At 56.1% G+C, this 15,115-nt stretch carries 13 protein-coding genes and 1 pseudogene; 3 read left to right on the top strand and 11 right to left on the bottom strand.

Going from position 1 to position 15,115, the window contains the following annotated elements:
* Positions 1–4: 4 nt before the first annotated feature.
* From nuoH to ABVR31_RS06590, 7 genes and pseudogenes are all read right to left on the bottom strand, one after another.
* Entirely contained in the window at positions 5–982 is a 978-nt protein-coding gene (gene nuoH / locus ABVR31_RS06620; RefSeq protein WP_021509219.1) for an NADH-quinone oxidoreductase subunit NuoH, read from the bottom strand.
* Positions 979–3,702: an NADH-quinone oxidoreductase subunit NuoG gene (gene nuoG / locus ABVR31_RS06615; protein ID WP_150058692.1), complete on the bottom strand. Its 2,724-nt coding sequence runs from the start codon at positions 3,700–3,702 to the stop codon at positions 979–981. The genes nuoH and nuoG overlap by 4 nt, the downstream gene beginning before the upstream one ends.
* 100 nt (positions 3,703–3,802) lie before the next feature.
* Positions 3,803–5,143, bottom strand: a complete 1,341-nt coding sequence (nuoF, locus tag ABVR31_RS06610) for an NADH-quinone oxidoreductase subunit NuoF (RefSeq protein ID WP_372773987.1) — start codon at positions 5,141–5,143, stop codon at positions 3,803–3,805.
* Positions 5,144–5,145: 2 nt separating this feature from the next.
* Positions 5,146–5,689 (bottom strand): annotated as a pseudogene (nuoE, locus tag ABVR31_RS06605) (NADH-quinone oxidoreductase subunit NuoE).
* Complete coding sequence (nuoC, locus tag ABVR31_RS06600; RefSeq protein ID WP_031280036.1) at positions 5,664–7,463, bottom strand: NADH-quinone oxidoreductase subunit C/D; 1,800 nt, start codon at positions 7,461–7,463, stop codon at positions 5,664–5,666. The pseudogene nuoE and the gene nuoC overlap by 26 nt, the downstream one beginning before the upstream one ends.
* 116 nt (positions 7,464–7,579) lie before the next feature.
* Entirely contained in the window at positions 7,580–8,257 is a 678-nt protein-coding gene (locus tag ABVR31_RS06595) for an NADH-quinone oxidoreductase subunit B family protein (protein ID WP_021509214.1), read from the bottom strand.
* Between the two features lie 15 nt (positions 8,258–8,272).
* The gene (locus ABVR31_RS06590; RefSeq protein ID WP_021509213.1) at positions 8,273–8,716 is read right to left on the bottom strand and encodes an NADH-quinone oxidoreductase subunit A; all 444 of its coding nucleotides are present in this window, start codon (positions 8,714–8,716) and stop codon (positions 8,273–8,275) included.
* A 478-nt stretch (positions 8,717–9,194) separates the two neighbouring features.
* Here ABVR31_RS06590 and ABVR31_RS06585 point away from each other — a divergent pair, with 478 nt between their 5' ends.
* Positions 9,195–9,329 (top strand): hypothetical protein, encoded by a 135-nt coding sequence (locus ABVR31_RS06585; protein WP_254919513.1) that lies wholly within the window; start codon positions 9,195–9,197, stop codon positions 9,327–9,329.
* Between the two features lie 48 nt (positions 9,330–9,377).
* Here the strand turns inward: ABVR31_RS06585 and lrhA are convergent, their stop codons facing one another.
* Positions 9,378–10,301, bottom strand: a complete 924-nt coding sequence (lrhA, locus tag ABVR31_RS06580) for a transcriptional regulator LrhA (protein ID WP_021509211.1) — start codon at positions 10,299–10,301, stop codon at positions 9,378–9,380.
* Between the two features lie 965 nt (positions 10,302–11,266).
* Between lrhA and ABVR31_RS06575 the strand changes: the two genes are divergently transcribed.
* Positions 11,267–12,484: a pyridoxal phosphate-dependent aminotransferase gene (locus ABVR31_RS06575; protein WP_021509208.1), complete on the top strand. Its 1,218-nt coding sequence runs from the start codon at positions 11,267–11,269 to the stop codon at positions 12,482–12,484.
* 70 nt (positions 12,485–12,554) lie between these two features.
* Positions 12,555–13,154 (top strand): 5'-deoxynucleotidase, encoded by a 600-nt coding sequence (gene yfbR, locus ABVR31_RS06570; protein ID WP_021509207.1) that lies wholly within the window; start codon positions 12,555–12,557, stop codon positions 13,152–13,154.
* Between the two features lie 25 nt (positions 13,155–13,179).
* Here yfbR and ABVR31_RS06565 read toward each other — a convergent pair whose 3' ends face one another.
* From ABVR31_RS06565 to yfbV, 3 genes are all read right to left on the bottom strand, one after another.
* Positions 13,180–13,839, bottom strand: a complete 660-nt coding sequence (locus ABVR31_RS06565) for a sugar phosphatase (RefSeq protein ID WP_372772179.1) — start codon at positions 13,837–13,839, stop codon at positions 13,180–13,182.
* 14 nt (positions 13,840–13,853) lie between these two features.
* The gene (locus ABVR31_RS06560; RefSeq protein WP_150361338.1) at positions 13,854–14,348 is read right to left on the bottom strand and encodes a YfbU family protein; all 495 of its coding nucleotides are present in this window, start codon (positions 14,346–14,348) and stop codon (positions 13,854–13,856) included.
* Positions 14,349–14,498: 150 nt separating this feature from the next.
* Positions 14,499–14,951 (bottom strand): terminus macrodomain insulation protein YfbV, encoded by a 453-nt coding sequence (yfbV, locus tag ABVR31_RS06555; RefSeq protein ID WP_021509204.1) that lies wholly within the window; start codon positions 14,949–14,951, stop codon positions 14,499–14,501.
* Positions 14,952–15,115: the final 164 nt, after the last annotated feature.

Below are 15,115 nucleotides of genomic sequence, written 5' to 3'. Positions count from 1 at the left end.
CCCCTTACTGCGCGTTGTACAGAATCACTGCGGCAGTGGCCAGCAGGTTCAATAACGTCAACGGCAGACATACTTTCCAGCCGAACGACAGCACCTGGTCATAGCGTGGACGCGGCAGCGCAGCACGAATCAGGATAAACATCACCATAAAGAACGCCGTTTTCAGGGCGAACCAGATGAACGGCGGCAGGAACGGACCGTGCCAGCCACCGAAGAACAGGGTGACGATCAGCGCCGAAACGGTAGTAATGGCCACGTACTCACCGACAAAGAACAGGCCGAACTTCATCCCGGCATATTCGATGTGGTAACCGTCGGCCAGCTCCTGTTCCGCTTCCGGCTGGTCAAACGGATGACGGTGGCACACCGCGACGCCGGCAATACAGAAGGTCACGAAGCCAAAGAACTGCGGGATGATATTCCACAGGTGCGTCTGGCTCTCAACGATGGCGTTCAGGTTAAAGGAACCCGCCTGCGCCACCACGCCCATCAGCGACAGGCCGAGGAACACTTCATAGCTCAGGGTCTGCGCGGAGGCACGCATTGCACCGAGCAGCGAGTATTTGTTGTTACTCGACCAGCCCGCGAACAGTACGGCGTATACCGCCAGACCCGCCATCATCAGGAAGAACAGCAGACCGATGTTCAGGTCGGTGACCATCCAGCTCGGCGAAACCGGCACAATCGCAAACGCCAGCAGCAGCGAAACGAAGGCGATGACCGGTGCCAGGGTAAAGATAAAGCGATCGGTAAACGGCGGAACCCAGTCCTCTTTAAAGAACATTTTGATCATGTCCGCCGCCAGCTGCAGCGAGCCGCCCCAGCCTACACGGTTCGGTCCATAACGGTTCTGCCACAGGCCGAGCAGACGACGCTCGGCAAAGCTCATGAAGGCACCACAGGCCACCACCACCAGCAGGATGACAATGGCTTTCACCACCTGCAGGATGATGTCAATAACGTCCGGTGTCAGCCAGCTCATTGCGCTGCCTCCTGCAGTTTGTCAATTTGCGCACCCGCGAGGAACGGCGGTACACCCGGCATGCCGAGCGGCAGACCCACCTGCCCCGCCTGCAGTGCCGCAGAGAAGCGCACCGGCAGACGCAGCGTTTCACCGGCGCAAACCAGTTCCACGGACGCACCGTTGTTAACGCCCAGCTTCTCAGCATCTGCCGGGTTGATCACCAGCGCGGCCGGTGCCATGCGTTTCTGGAAGGTTGGCGAGCGCTGAGTCATCTCTTCACTACCAAACAGCTGATAGTAAGGTGCCACGCGATACTGGCTGCCGCCCACGAAGCGTGCCGGAACCTGGCTGAACCAGTCCAGTGCACTTTCGCTGGCTTCAAACAGCCGCACGCCCGGATCGCCATGACGCAGTTTGCCGCCCACTTCCGCCTGGAACTTGTTCCACGCCTGCGGTGAGTTCCAGCCTGGTGCCCAGGCAAAAGGAATCTGCGAACGCGGTGCCGACGGCTGGTTGTTACCTTCCATGGAGAAGGCAAACATGGTGTCTTTATCCTGCGGCTGACGCGGTTCGTGCACGCTGATGTTGGCGCGCGCGGCGGTACGGCCACTGGCACGATGCGGTGAACGCGCCAGTTTCTGACCACGGATGCGGAAGCTGGCGTCCGGCGCCGCGTCCTTAATCCCTTTCAGCTGCGGCAGCGCCACAATCGCGGCATCAATCACGTGATCGAGCTGCGTCCAGTCAATCTGGCGGCTCTCGACGGCGCTGTGCAGCGAATGCAGCCAGCGCCAGCTCTCCAGCATCACCACGCTATCGTCGTAGTAGGCCGGATCGTAAACCTGGAAGAAGCGCTGGGCACGACCTTCATGGTTGATGGAGGTGCCGTCGCTCTCAGCAAAGCTGGCGGTGGAGAGCACCAGACCGGCTTTCTCCAGCGTGGCCGTGCGTTGATGATCAACCACAATCACGTGCGCGGTGTTATGCAGTGCTGCATCGACGGTGGCTTTCGGCGCGTGACGGTAGAGATCGTTCTCCAGCACCACCAGCGCTTCCGCTTCGCCTTTATCCAGCTGCTCCAGCGCGCTGTCCAGCGACTGGCCGCCCATCAGGCCGAGACCAAAGCTGTTGGCCGCGCCGGCGAGGAAGGTGATACCCACGTCAGCACCGCGCGCTTTCAGCGCTTTAGCTACGTTGGCTGCCGCTTCAATCATTGCCGTGCTGCCCGAGTGGGTACCGGAAATGATCAGCGGTTTTTTCGCGCCGGCCAGCGCCTGTACCACCACGTCCAGCTTGCCATTCAGGCTACTGTCAAAGTCGCTAACCGCCGGTGCGCTGTCATCCAGCGCGTGCGCGATGGCGAAGCCCAGGCGTGCCTGATCTTCCACCGGTGCGCGATAGCTCCACGCGGCAATATCATCGAGACGGGTTTCATCAACGTTAGTGACAAACAGCGGATGTTTGGCGTGCTGACCAATGTTTAGGATGGCGGCGATCTGCCAGTCCGCAACTTTCTGAGCGGCGGCCATTTCGCGAGCTTTGCCTTTAACGGCCTGACGCACCGACAGCGCCACGCGGGCACCGACCTGAGTCAGGTCTTCACCCAGCACCAGCACGGCGTCATAGCTTTCAATTTCACGCAGCGATGGCGTATAGATACCGCCCTGCTGCAGCACTTTCAGCATCAGCTCAACCCGCGCCTGCTCAGCTGCCGGCATGCCGGTTGAGAAGTTTTCTGCGCCCACCAGTTCGCGCAGCGCGAAGTTGCTTTCAATACTGGCGCGAGGTGAACCGATACCGATCACCTTCTTCGCCTGACGCAGGATATCCGCAGCGGCATTAACCGCCTGCTCTGCGTTCAGCGTGATACGGTCGCTGCCGCGCATCTGTTCCGGATGACGCGGACGGTCTTTACGGTTCACGTAGCCATAGCCGAAACGGCCACGGTCGCACAGGAAGTAGTGGTTCACCGATCCGTTGTAGCGGTTTTCGATACGACGCAGCTCGCCGTAGCGCTCGCCCGGGCTGGTGTTACAACCCACGCTGCACTGCTGGCAGATGCTCGGCGCAAACTGCATATCCCACTTACGGTTATAGCGTTCAGAGTGGGTTTTATCGGTGAACACGCCGGTCGGGCAGATTTCTACCAGGTTACCGGAGAATTCGCTCTCCAGCGTGCCATCTTCCGGACGGCCAAAGTAGACGTTGTCATGCGCGCCGTACACGCCAAGATCTTTGCCATCGGCGTAATCTTTGTAGTAGCGCACGCAGCGGTAACAGGCGATACAGCGGTTCATCTCATGCGAGATAAACGGCCCGAGATCCTGATTCTGATGGGTACGTTTGGTAAAACGGTAGCGACGGAAGCTGTGTCCCGTCATTACCGTCATATCCTGCAGGTGACAGTTACCGCCCTCTTCGCACACCGGACAGTCGTGCGGGTGGTTGGTCATCAGCCACTCCACCACGCTTTCACGAAACTCTTTCGCTTCGCCATCGTCGATGGAGATAAAGGTGCCGTCAGACGCAGGCGTCATGCAGGACATGACGAGGCGACCACGGGTATCTTCGGCATTCTGGAATTGCTTCACCGCGCACTGGCGGCAGGCTCCTACGCTTCCCAGCGCCGGATGCCAGCAAAAATAAGGAATATCAAGGCCCAGAGACAGACACGCCTGCAGCAGGTTGTCCGCTCCGTTCACATCATATTCTTTACCGTCTACATGGATTGTAGCCATAGTGAACATGCTTCCGTAAGGCTCGTCCGCAAACGAGCGTTAAACATCTAATTCCTGCCCCGCAGCCTCAGGCCCGGGCGATTGCGTGTACGACGGCGGCTTACCAGCGCGCTTTCAGCAGGTTAGGCTGAATCCCGCCAATGGCGCGGGTATTGCCAAACACCTGCGGCGCAATGCCGGCTTCAAACTCGTCACGGAAATATTTAATCGCGCTCTGCAGTGGCTCAACGGCACCCGGTGCGTGGGCGCAGAACGTCTTGCCCGGACCGAGCTGGCGGCACAGCTGCAGCAGGGTTTCGATATCCCCCGGCTGGCCTTTTTTCTGCTCCAGCGCACGCAGGATCTTCACGCTCCATGGCAGACCGTCACGGCACGGCGTACACCAGCCGCAGGACTCGCGCGCAAAGAACTCTTCGAGGTTGCGTACCAGCGACACCATATTGATTTCGTGGTCGACCGCCATCGCCAGCGCGGTACCCAGACGGCTGCCGGCTTTGCCGATGCTGGCAAATTCCATCGGCAGGTCGAGGTGCTGCTCGGTCAGGAAGTCGGTACCGGCTCCGCCCGGTTGCCAGGCTTTGAACTTCAGGCCATCGCGCATACCGCCGGCATAATCCTCAAGGATTTCACGCGCGGTGGTGCCAAACGGCAGTTCCCACACGCCCGGATTTTTCACCCGACCGGAGAAGCCCATCATCTTGGTGCCTGTGTCTTCGCTGCTGGAGATGTTTTTGTACCACTCCACGCCATTCAGGAAGATCGCCGGGACGTTGGACAGCGTCTCAACGTTGTTAACGCAGGTCGGTTTGCCCCAGACGCCGGCACTGGCCGGGAACGGCGGCTTGGAACGCGGGTTAGCGCGGCGCCCTTCCAGCGAGTTGATCAGCGCGGTCTCTTCGCCGCAGATATAGCGGCCGGCACCGGTGTGAACAAACAGCTCGAAATCGAAGCCGGTACCAAGAATGTTTTTACCGAGATAGCCCGCGGCAGTGGCTTCGGCGATGGCACGACGCAGATTTTCCGCGGCTTCGATGTATTCACCGCGCAGGAAGATGTAGCCACGGTAGGCTTTCAGCGCAAACGCACTGATCAGCATGCCTTCCACCAGCTGGTGCGGCAACTGCTCCATCAGCAGGCGGTCTTTATAAGTGCCAGGTTCCATCTCATCGGCGTTACACAGCAGGTAACGGATGTTCATGGATTCATCATTGGGCATCAGGCTCCATTTCAGGCCGGTGCTGAAGCCCGCACCGCCGCGCCCTTTCAGGCCGGAATCCTTCACTGCAGCGACGATCTCGTCCTGGCTCATGCCCTTCAGCGCTTTATCGGCGCCAACGTAGCCGTTTTTACTGCGGTATTCATCGAACCATACTGGCTGTTTGTCGTCACGCAGACGCCAGGTCAGCGGATGGGTTTCCGCAGTACGAATGATCTGTTTAATGGTCATTGATACTGCTCCAGCAGATTGGCGATGCCTTCCGGCGTCAGGTGAACGTGGGTATCTTCATCCACCATCATGGTCGGGCCTTTGTCACAGTTGCCGAGGCAGCAGGTTGGCAGCAGCGTAAAGCGACCATCCGGCGTGGTTTGTCCTGGCTTAATGTTCAGGTTCTGCTCCAGCGCCGCCTGAATGCCCTGGTAACCGGTGATGTGGCACACCACGCTGTCGCAGTAGCGAATCACGTGGCGGCCAACCGGCGTACGGTAGATCTGGCTGTAAAACGTCGCCACACCTTCTACGTCGCTGGCCGGAATGCCCAGTACCTCAGCAATCGCGTTGATGGCACCGTCCGGCACCCAGCCGCGCTGCTTCTGCACGATCTTCAGCGCTTCAATCGACGCCGCGCGCGCATCTTCATAGTGATGTTTTTCATGCTCAATAGCGTGGTGCTCGGCCTCGCTCAGCACAAAGACCTCAGTCGGGTCGATGGTTTGAATGGCAATTTTTTGATCGTGCATAATTAGCGGTCCACGTCTGACATAACAAAATCGATACTACCGAGGTACACGATCAGGTCGGATACCAGGCTGCCGCGGATCACCGAAGGGATCTGCTGCAGATGCGGGAAGCTCGGCGTACGCACGCGGGTGCGGTAGCTCATGGTGCTGCCATCGCTGGTCAGGTAGTAGCTGTTGATCCCTTTCGTCGCTTCAATCATCTGGAACGATTCGTTGGCCGGCATTACCGGGCCCCACGAAACCTGCAGGAAGTGCGTGATCAGGGTTTCAATGTGCTGCAGCGTGCGCTCTTTCGGTGGCGGCGTGGTCAGCGGATGATCGGCCTTGAACGGACCTTCCGGCATGTTTTTCAGGCACTGCTCAAGGATACGCAGCGACTGCCACATCTCTTCCATCTTCAGCTGCACGCGGGTGTAAGCGTCGCTGATACCGGCGCCGACCGGCACCTCGAAGTCGAAGTTTTCATAGCCGGAATAGGGACGCCATTTACGCACGTCGAAGTCCAGACCGGTAGCGCGCAGACCGGCACCGGTGGTGCCCCACGCCAGCGCTTCGTCCATGTTATAGGCGGCCACACCCTGCGAACGGCCCATCAGCACGGTGTTGCGCAGCGCAGCTTTGTCGTACTCTTTCAGACGCTTCGGCATCCAGTCGAGGAACTCGCGCAGCAGACGTTCCCAGCCTTTCGGCAGATCGTGCGCCACACCGCCGATGCGGAACCACGCCGGGTGCATACGGAAACCGGTGATCGCTTCCACCACGTCATAAATTTTCTGACGGTCGGTAAAGGCAAAGAACACCGGCGTCATGGCACCGACGTCCTGAATAAAGGTGGAGATGTACAGCAGGTGGCTGTTGATACGGAACAGCTCTGACAGCATCACGCGAATCACATTCACGCGATCCGGTACGGTGATGCCCGCCAGCTTTTCCACCGCCAGTACGTACGGCATTTCGTTTACGCAACCGCCGAGGTACTCGATACGGTCGGTATACGGAATATAGCTGTGCCACGACTGACGCTCGCCCATCTTCTCCGCGCCGCGGTGGTGATAACCCACGTCCGGCACGCAGTCGACGATCTCTTCGCCATCCAGCTGCAGAATGATGCGGAACGCACCGTGCGCTGAAGGGTGGTTCGGACCGAGGTTGAGGAACATGAAGTCCTCATTGGTGGTGCCACGCTTCATGCCCCAGTCTTCCGGCTTGAAGGTCAGTGACTCCATCTCCAGATCTTCTTTCTGCTTAGTCAGCGTGAAAGGATCGAACTCGGTGGCGCGCGCCGGGTAGTCTTTACGCAGCGGGTGCCCTTCCCAGGTCTGCGGCATCATGATGCGCGTCAGGTGCGGGTGGCCGTTGAAGGTGATACCAAACATCTCCCAGGTTTCGCGCTCGTACCAGTTGGCGTTGGCGAAAATTTTGGTGATGGTGGGCACATTCAGATCGTTTTCAGACAGCGCCACCTTGAGCATGATGTCGCGGTTGCGTTCAATCGACAGCAGGTGATAGAAAACGGAAAAATCCGCGGCGGGCAGACCGGCGCGGTGGGTACGTAAACGCTCATCGAAACCGTGCAGGTCATAGAGCATGACGTACGGCTTCGGCAGCTTACGCAGGAATTCAATGATTTCCAGTAGCTGTTCACGCTTCACCCAGACGACCGGAATGCCGGTGCGGGTGGCCTGAACGGTAAAGGCATCCGGCCCAAAACGGTTACGCAGCTCGCCGATCACCGGATCATCCAGGTGATCCCGGGTTTGCCATGCAGGCTGAGCGAGATCTTGCGTGGTTAAATCTGTCATACGTTACTCACCATTCCGGCCTGTAATCAGGCACTCAAAAGAAGGCGTCAGGATGGCGGCACACACTACGTTGTCATTATCTGCTGCGGCCGTGGCTCCATCCGTGTACGGGGTGCTTAAACTTCGTCTGGGGTTCTCAGGTTGGTGACGGCAATACGCTCACCGCGCTTTCTTTCACGCTCAGACTGCATATTGGCGCGATACACGCCCTGATCGCCAACCACCCACGAGAGTGGACGACGTTCTTTGCCGATGGACTCACGCAGCAGCAGCAGCGCCTGCATGTAAGCTTCCGGACGTGGCGGACAACCCGGGATATACACATCAACCGGCAGGAATTTATCCACACCCTGTACCACCGAATAGATGTCATACATGCCGCCGGAATTGGCGCAGGCCCCCATCGAAATCACCCATTTTGGTTCCAGCATCTGGTCATACAAACGCTGAATCACCGGCGCCATTTTGGTAAACGGCGTACCGGCGATCACCATAAAGTCAGCCTGACGTGGCGAGGCGCGCATTACTTCCGCACCGAAACGCGCCACATCATGTACTGCGGTGAATGACGTGGTCATTTCCACGTAGCAACAGGAAAGGCCGAAGTTATACGGCCAGAGAGAGTTTTTACGACCCCAGTTCACCATGTCATGCAGGGCGTGCTCAAGCTTGCCCATATAGACGCTGCGATGAACGTGCTGCTCCAGAGGATCGGTAACAATCTCCTGTTTCTGCAGGGGATAACGGTCGTTATCGCCCCCGTTCGGGTCTACGCGTGTCAGCGTGTAGTCCATCTTATTGCCTCGCTTTTACTGCTTATGAGGGTTGGTGTGACTGTGGCTGACCGGGCTCGATTTGACGACTACGCGACGACGCGCAGGCGCCCAATCCAGCGCACCGATGCGCACCAGATAAACCAGGCCTGCCAGGAGCACCAAAATGAAAATTGCGGCTTCGACAAAGCCGACCCAGCCGCTTTCGCGAATGGAGGTCGACCATGCGTATAGATAGAGGGCTTCGACGTCGAAAATGACGAAAAACATCGCAACCAGATAGAATTTTGCCGAGAGGCGGATATGGGTATCACCGACGGATTCGATACCGGATTCAAACGGCGTGTCTTTATGGCGCGCGCGTGCACGTCCACCTAACAACCAGCCACCGGTTAACATAAAGGCACACAGGCCAAACGCGATAACAATGAAAACAATAAACGCCCAGTGATGAGCGATGACTTCTGTGGTTGTTGACATACTCTTTGCTTACTCATCAAAAGTGGCGATGGCATCCTGCACTGTCGCAGCAAACACACCACATCGATTCAAGGGAAGGATAAAAAACCTTATAAACTTTGCTGTCTTTATCAATTAAGCAGCAATTTTATGGGGTTTTTTACTCCTTTCTATAACCTTTTGTCAACTTTGACAAAAGTATCCAAACATTAATTTACACCCGCATCATATTATTAACATATGCACCCCTGAGCGCCAGCTAAATCGCTTCAGTTTGTACGGTTAATTTCAGTGTAGCGGGTATTCACATGCAGGGATCGTGCATTTAACAATCATAGTTTGACAGGTCTTGCGCGGATTTCCCCCCCCCTTATCGGGGGTATTTTTTTGATCCAGAACACATATTGACGTTTTTTGCTGGAAAAACCGGCAGGCGGTCTGGCGACAGGCAGAGATAAAGTTGGCACGAAATGATAAATAAATTCCGCGCAGGATGAAAATGAAACACATTTCACTTTTCAGGAAGTTAGTGAAATTATCAGGTGCAAATCGTGCTAAAAAAGCGGAAATAACCGCCATAAAAAAAGCCTTAGCTGATTTTCATCAGGCTAAGGCTTTTTTCTCTAACTTTTAACAATTATCTGGCATGCCGGTTGTGCCGGATCACCAGTAACGGTCAACCTTACTCTTCATCATCCAGCAGCAGCGTACCGTCCGGATTCGCGCTCAGATTGTAAGGATCGTTAGTGGACTGCATCGCGTTGAAGATGGCCAGTGCCAGCTCATTATCGCTGTCCGGATTACGGCACAGCAGATATTGCGTATCCGGCAGCACCGGCAGGCCTTCTGCCGCCCCCATCACGCGCAGCTCCGGGCTCATCATTTCAACCGGACGCGCGGTGACACCCAGCCCCGCTTTTACCGCCGCACGTACCGCCGCCAGCGTGGAAGCCACGTAGGAGATACGCCACGGGATACCCGCTTCGTTGAGATGATCGATCGCCATGTCACGGTACGGGCTTGGCTCGTCCAGCAGCACCAGCGGAATGGCTTCACCGCGCTGGAAAATATAGTCTGCCGCGCAGTACCACAGCGTTGGCGAGGTGCGCAGCACCTGGTAGGTGAAGTTACCCGGACTGGAGGTGGTCACCACCAAATCCACTTCGCCCTGGTTCAGCATCTCCATCATAAACGGATTACGCTTCACGCGGACGTCGATTGCCAGTTTCGGATACACTGACGTTACGCGGTTAAGCAGAAACGGCAGAATGGTATCAGAGGTATCGTCAGACGCGCCAATCGTCAGCACGCCCTGGATATTGCTGTACATTAAAGAAGTGCAGGCTTCATCGTTGAAACGCAGGATCTTCCTGGCGTAGCCAAGCAGCTGAATGCCATGCTCAGTCAGCAATTTGTTACGTCCATGTCTGGCAAACAGCTCTTTACCTACCAATTGTTCCAGACGTTGCATCTGCTGGCTTACGGCTGATTGCGTTCTGCATACTGCTGCAGCGGCGGCTGCAAAGGTATTCAGGTCAGCAACGGCGACAAAAGTACGCAGCAGATCGAGGTCGAGATTCAGTATCGGACGATTTGCATTAGTCATGTTATTTCTTCACTTATAAGATTTTTTGAAACTACTACCCTGGTGTATTACCATACTTATCAAAGAGATAAGTGGTAATGGTGCTTAATGATCGCCCTGTGTGAAGGCGCTCATGAAAAAAACGAGTCAGGCGGATGCCGACGAACACATCACCGCAAAACGGGCAATGGCGTCGTAAAAGTCAGAACAACTTCCTGGGCCAGGGACGTCAGTAGAACGTTGCTGGAAGCTGTGTAGTTGCCTGGTTTCCCGCCAAACTGTCCTGCGGGGCAAAAAGGAATAACATCTTGTTATGCTGATGCGAAGCGATAAAGTGCATCAAATAATAAATTATACTTAATCATTTTTACGCTATAAATGGAAATGTTTTTGTTCAAAACATCGTAATTTTTGACCAAAAGCCATTTCCGGCACATCCTGCCACAACGCTGCTGATTTTTTAACCCGCCTGGTTCTTAAACTGAATAATAAGCGTTAAAGTGACAGCGTAAATGCTATTTAAGCCGCTGCCACGCGGTTTTATCCCCGGCTGACGGGGCCTGGTTTCAACCGCCTGGCAAAGCAAATAACCGTCGTCATCGCCTCATGCCAGATAGTGCTTAATCATTGCTGCACATTTTTTCGGCATCTAACAAGATTCCTTTAACTATTTCATCAAGTCGCTAACCATTCCTCAGACCGCAGTTAAATGAAAAATTGCTGAATGGCGCGGCGCGCGGCTGGATATCCCGGTTTACAGGCGACCCGATCAGCGCAAGCATTTAATGTTGATTCCTGCCATTTTAATAGATAATTAAACCAGTTTTAATAGTTAAAAATGCGTTTCGCGCCACTGAATCCGGCAAAGCCTGGCTATCGCGCCAAAACCCAGCGCTGCCCTTCTTTTGTTACGGTGAGAGGAGTAAATTGAGCAGGTTTGATTTTAGTGGCAGGTTAAAAGGACTCTGCCCATTAAGGCGGTAACGATGAATTTTCAAATTGATAAATCCGGCAAGCTGGAAAATGTCTGTTACGACATTCGTGGCCCGGTACTGAAAGAAGCTAAACGTCTCGAAGAAGAAGGCAACAAAGTTCTCAAACTCAACATCGGCAACCCTGCCCCGTTTGGTTTTGAAGCCCCTGATGAAATCCTGGTAGACGTGATTCGTAACCTGCCGAGCGCGCAAGGCTATTGCGACTCGAAAGGTCTCTATTCAGCACGTAAAGCCATCATGCAGCACTACCAGGCGCGCGACATGCGCGACGTTACGGTAGAAGATATCTATATTGGCAACGGTGTGTCTGAACTGATCGTGCAGGCGATGCAGGCGCTGCTGAACAGCGGCGATGAGATGCTGGTGCCCGCGCCAGATTATCCGCTGTGGACGGCGGCGGTTTCGCTGTCGAGCGGCAAAGCGGTGCACTATCTGTGCGACGAATCCGCGGGCTGGTTCCCGGATCTGGATGATATCCGCAGCAAAATCACGCCGCGTACCCGCGGAATCGTGATCATCAACCCCAACAACCCGACCGGTGCGGTGTACAGTAAAGAGCTGCTGCTGGAGATTGTGGAGATCGCCCGCCAGCATAACCTGATCATCTTCGCCGACGAGATCTACGACAAGATTCTGTATGACGAAGCCCAGCATCATTCGATTGCCGCGCTGGCACCGGATCTGCTGACCGTGACCTTCAACGGGCTGTCCAAAACCTACCGCGTGGCGGGTTTCCGCCAGGGCTGGATGGTGCTGAACGGACCGAAGAAGCACGCCAAAGGCTATATTGAAGGTCTGGAGATGCTGGCCTCGATGCGTCTGTGCGCTAACGTGCCAGCGCAGCATGCCATACAGACTGCGCTGGGCGGCTATCAGAGCATCAGCGAGTTTATCGCGCCGGGTGGACGGCTGTTCGAGCAGCGCCAGCGCGCCTGGGAACTGATTAACGATATTCCCGGCGTCAGCTGCGTGAAGCCGCAGGGCGCGCTCTATATGTTCCCGCGCATCGATGCGAAAAAATTCAACATCATGGACGACCAGAAAATGGTGCTGGATTTCCTGCTGCAGGAAAAAGTACTGCTGGTGCAGGGCACCGCCTTTAACTGGCCGTGGCCGGATCACGTGCGCATCGTTACCCTGCCGCGCGTGGACGACCTCGAGATGGCCATCAACAAGTTTGGTCGCTTCCTGCAAGGCTATCGTCAGTAATCTGTGACGCGTATACTGTTTGACTTTCGGGGAGCCGCACAAGCTCCCCGCCGTGCAACAGGAACCGTCCATGACCCGTAGCCACTTTTTCGCCCATCTCTCCCGCCTGAAACTCATCAACCGCTGGCCGCTGATGCGCAATGTGCGCACGGAAAATGTCTCCGAGCACAGTCTGCAGGTCGCCATGGTGGCGCATGCGCTGGCCATCATTAAAAACAAAAAATTTAACGGCAATCTGAATGCCGATCGCATCGCCATGCTGGCGCTGTATCACGATGCCAGCGAAGTGCTGACCGGCGATTTGCCTACGCCGGTAAAGTATTACAACGCGCAGATTGCCCATGAATACAAGAAGATCGAAAAGATTGCGCAGCACAAGCTGATTGAGATGCTGCCACCTGAGTTGCAGGACGCGTATCGTCCGCTGCTGGATGAGCACCTGCATAGCGAGAGCGAGCAGGCGGTGGTGAAACAGGCTGATGCGCTGTGCGCCTACCTCAAGTGCCTTGAAGAATTGTCGGCCGGCAACAACGAGTTTCTGCTGGCCAAAGCCCGTCTGGAGAAGACGCTGGCGCAGCGGCGATCGCCGGAGATGGACTACTTCGTTGAAGTCTTCATCCCCAGCTTCAGCCTGTCGCTGGATGAAATTTCCCAGGATACGCCGCTGTAACCTGCGCCACTCAGCGTGGGCTGTTTCAGGCGGGCATCGTCACGCTGAAATAACCGTCCGGCTGTTTACTGATGTGCAGCGGCTGCAGATTTTCCACCTGCAGCGCCACTTCGCTCAGGCGCGGCGCATCGGCCGGCGGATTGACCGCCACCACCGCGCTGCCCGCTTCCAGCCCGGCGATAATGCCCGCCGGTGCATCTTCCACTACCACGCATTCTGGCGCAGAAAGCCCGAGCCGCTCAGCACCCAGCAAATAAGGTTCAGGGTTGGGCTTACCGAATTTAATGTCCTCGGCGGTAATAAATACCTCCGGCAGCGGTAAGCCGGCCGCTTTGTGGCGGGCGTGCGCCACCGGGATCGATCCCGAGGTCACAATCGCCCAGGGAATGTCGAGTGCGTTCAGGGTGGCCAGCAACGCGTGTGCACCGGCAATCGCCTGCACGCCTGCCGTGTCTTCTGCTTCCAGCTGCTCCAGCCAGCGAAATTCAGCCTGGATCGCTGCTTCAGACTGGCCCGCCATAAAGTGGCGCAGCGAATTGATCGCCGGTTTGCCGTGAATGTAGTCCAGCACCTGCTGCGCGGCCAGGCCGTGGCGCGCGCCCCAGCGTGACCAGGCGCGATTCACGGCCGGCAGTGAATCCACCAGCGTCCCGTCTAAATCAAACAGAAAACCCCTGTACTTCACACGTTGCTCCTTATTCAGGCATTGAGGATTTGCGCGATCTCATTCTCGCTGAGGTGATACTGACGCGGACAAGTGTGCCACACCGCCAGCATGCGTTGGTATTTTTCCCACATCGGGGTTTGCGCATTGAAGCCGTGGGTGCCGGAATCGAAATGGGTATAGCGCCCTTCCACGTTAACCATAAAGCGCACATAGCCGAGGTAACGCGCTTCGGTGGCCGCGTCGAAGCCGAGAAACGCCAGGCGACGCTCTTCAATGTTGCACGGCGCTTTGTGATTGGACCAGGAAACATGCAGCGCATGATGCATTTCCATAATGTCGATCAGCGTACGGCAGGTCGCCTCGCTCAGCTCGCCGAACTCTTTGTCCAGCTCGCGCAATTGCAGTCCATAGCCGCGTTCAATAATGGTCTGATAGCGGCGATAGCGCTCGGCGTTATCCGGCTCAAGCATCGCCATTATCTGGTATTGATTAGAAAGAATCAGTCGCTGTGCATGGGTCATTTCCATGGTTTACTCCCGGGCCGCAGGGCCGCTTAAGATTTAAACAATGCAGAAATGATTACACAACGAAAGCGATGCGTGTATGTCCGCATCACTATTCTTTGATTTGAACCGGGATTGGGCGCAAATTCTCTGGCAGAGAAAAGCGCCATTTGATCAAAGATCGTCGAGGAAAGTACGGTCGAGCTGCTTAAAAGCACGCTTGAGCACATCCGCCAGCGCCTGGTAAGTCGGCTTGCCGTCAACGGGGGCAATGGCCTGTCCGGCCTCTTCCAGTTTGGCGCGCACTTCGTGGAACCAGTGCAACAGCGTTGGCGGCAGCGGCGTGACGGAACGTTTACCCAGCCACCATAATCCCTGCATCGGCAGGCTACAGGCAAACAGCGCGGTGGCAATCGCCGGACCGAGCTGCCCGCCGAGCGCGATTTGCCACGTCAGCGTAAAAATGGCCAGCGGTGGCATAAAGCGAATCGCAAAGCGGGTTGCCGTCACCACACGGTTCTCAGGAAACACCGGTGCCAGACGTTTGTCGGCGGGCCAGGTTTTCATGTAGTGCTGGCCGCGCTGAAATAAGCCGAACCAGCCTGGATTGCCTGCGTCATTCGCCATGGTAGACCTCAACTATTACTGCAACATTTAAAAAAATTTCATAACTACACAACTTTACGTGACATCCTTCAAAAGATTTTGTCTTTGCGGGTCACAGTGGGTATTCTGACGCCGTTTTTGCAACATTACCGGAAGCCGCAGCGCAATAAAAGAGCGCGCTGGAG

The organism is Pantoea sp. WEP (genome assembly GCF_041678305.1).
GTDB lineage: Bacteria > Pseudomonadota > Gammaproteobacteria > Enterobacterales > Enterobacteriaceae > Pantoea > Pantoea dispersa.
The sequence above is the reverse complement of the archived record's forward strand: the minus strand, read 5'-3'. Positions and strand labels throughout refer to the sequence as shown.